The 2,205-nt window shown below is 56.6% G+C and carries 1 protein-coding gene; it reads left to right on the forward strand.

The annotated features are described in order from the left end of the window. The first annotated feature begins 264 nt into the window (after positions 1 to 264). Complete coding sequence (locus tag HMPREF9463_RS10105) at positions 265 to 1,959, forward strand: phospho-sugar mutase (RefSeq protein ID WP_006235592.1); 1,695 nt, start codon at positions 265 to 267, stop codon at positions 1,957 to 1,959. The last annotated feature ends 246 nt before the right edge of the window (positions 1,960 to 2,205 follow it).

Raw genomic sequence — 2,205 nt, forward strand, 5'->3', positions numbered from 1 at the left:
GCCCAGGGCGCCGCTGACCGGTGGACGGCACCGAGCCGTCATCGAACTGAGAAGGGGGAGGCCTCGCGGCCTCCCCCTTTTTTGCGTTTGTGTGAAACATTCCTTATGCAATTAAATCAATTTAATCATCCACCGCTGAATATAGACGTTCACCGTTCTTTGGTCGGTTCTTTGTTCTCAATGGACTAATATTTGCTTTAGCGCACTGCTGCGCTTGTCCTGTTTTACACGGGTCGTTTTATTGATTGTGACGGAAGGACTCACATGGCAGATGTTCATGAGCTGCTTGATACTTGGATTGCCAATGTCAAGGACGAGGAGCTCCTCGCTGAGCTTAACACGATGAAGGAGCAGGGTGATGAGGACGCCATCACCGACGCTTTCTTCCAGGATCTCGCCTTCGGTACTGCCGGCCTTCGCGGCACTATCGGTGCGGGCACTAACCGTATGAATATCTATACGGTCGGTCGTGCGACCCAGGGATTCGCTGACTACCTCAATGCGACCTTCGAGCATCCGACGGTCGCCATCGCTCGCGATAGCCGCAATAAAGGTGAGCTGTTCGTCAAGACGACGGCTGCCATTCTTGCAGCAAACGGCGTGACTGCCCTCGTGTATCCCAAGATTTCTCCTGTGCCGACGCTCTCCTGGGCCGTCCGCGACCTTAAGTGCTCCGGTGGCATTTGCATGACCGCTAGTCATAATCCGGCGCCTTATAACGGCTATAAGGCCTATGGCCCCGACGGCTGCCAGATCACCAGCGAGGCCGCCGATGCAATTTCTAAGGCTATCGCCGAGACCGATACGTTCACCGGCGTGAAGTCCATGGACTTCGATGAGGCTCTTGAGCAGGGTCTGGTCAAATGGATCGATGACTCGTGCCTCGAGCGTTATTACGACGCCGTTCTCGCCCGCGGCGTGACTAACCTTTCTGCCGAGGAGATCGCTGGCGCTCCGCTTAAGCTCGTCTACACTCCGCTTAACGGCACTGGCCTCATTCCCGTCACGACGGTGCTCGAGCGCGCTGGCATCACTGATGTCACGGTTGTTCCCGAGCAGAAGGAGCCTAACGGCGATTTCCCGACCTGCCCGTATCCTAACCCCGAGATTCGTCAGGCCATGCAGAAGGGCATTGACCTGTGCGAGCAGGTTCACCCCGATCTGCTGCTTGCAACCGATCCTGACGCCGATCGCGTTGGCGTTGCCGTTAAGAATGGCGATGACTATCTGCTGCTGACCGGCAATGAGATGGGCGTTCTGCTGCTTGACTATATCTGCAAGACCCGCGCTGCTCGCGGTGAGGACCTCACTAAGAAGGTTGCTGTCACTACTATCGTTTCTTCCGCCATGGTTGACGCTCTGGCCGACGAGTACGGTTTTGAGCTCCGCCGCTGCCTGACGGGCTTCAAGTACATCGGCGACATCATTACTTCTCTTTCCGATGCTGGCGAGGTCGATCGCTTTATCTTCGGTTTTGAGGAGAGCTACGGCTATCTGGCCGGTGACCACGTGCGCGACAAGGACGCCGTGAGCACTTCTCTTCTGATTTGCCAGATGGCGCAGTATTACAAGCTCCAGGGCAAGAACCTTGCAGATGCGATGCACGAGCTGTACGAGAAGTATGGCTACTATCACAACAAGACGATTTCGCTGAGCTATCCGGGCGCTGAGGGTGCGGCAAAGATGGCCGGCATCATGGCTGGTCTGCGCGAGAACCCGCCCGCGGAGCTCGCCGGTTCCAAGATTGAGGCTGTCGTGGATTACAACACCTGCGTGAACGGCCTGCCGAAGGCTAACGTCATTGAGTTCGATCTTGAGGGCGGCAACAAGGGTATTGTTCGTCCTTCCGGCACCGAGCCCAAGATTAAGCTGTACATCTTCGCTAAGGGCGCGGATGCCGCCGAGGCTGATGCCGCACTTGACGCGATTGAGGAGTCTGGTCGCAAGTTGTTGGCCTAAGGCTTTGAAAGCCTATTTCTACAGTTAGACGGAGGAGGGGATCTCGGAAACGAGGTCCCCTCTTTATTACCGGCAAACACAGCTGAGAATCACAAAATGTGTAGGAAATGTGTACGCCCAGATTCCCGCCCCCGGGGCCCCTCCGGTCTGGCAATATATCTCCTTGCCGCGCGGCCCGGTCGGACCGGATCAGCCGCGGGGCGTGCACCTTGAGAACCGGATACTGCGAGGATGGACACACCAGTT

Source organism: Collinsella sp. 4_8_47FAA, assembly GCF_000763055.1.
In the GTDB taxonomy this organism is placed as follows: Bacteria; Actinomycetota; Coriobacteriia; order Coriobacteriales; family Coriobacteriaceae; genus Collinsella.

What these genes read in the sequence shown, in the direction of transcription:
- HMPREF9463_RS10105 (WP_006235592.1), top strand. Translation starts at nt 265, where the DNA reads ATGGCAGATGTTCATGAGCTGCTTGATACTTGGATTGCCAATGTCAAG.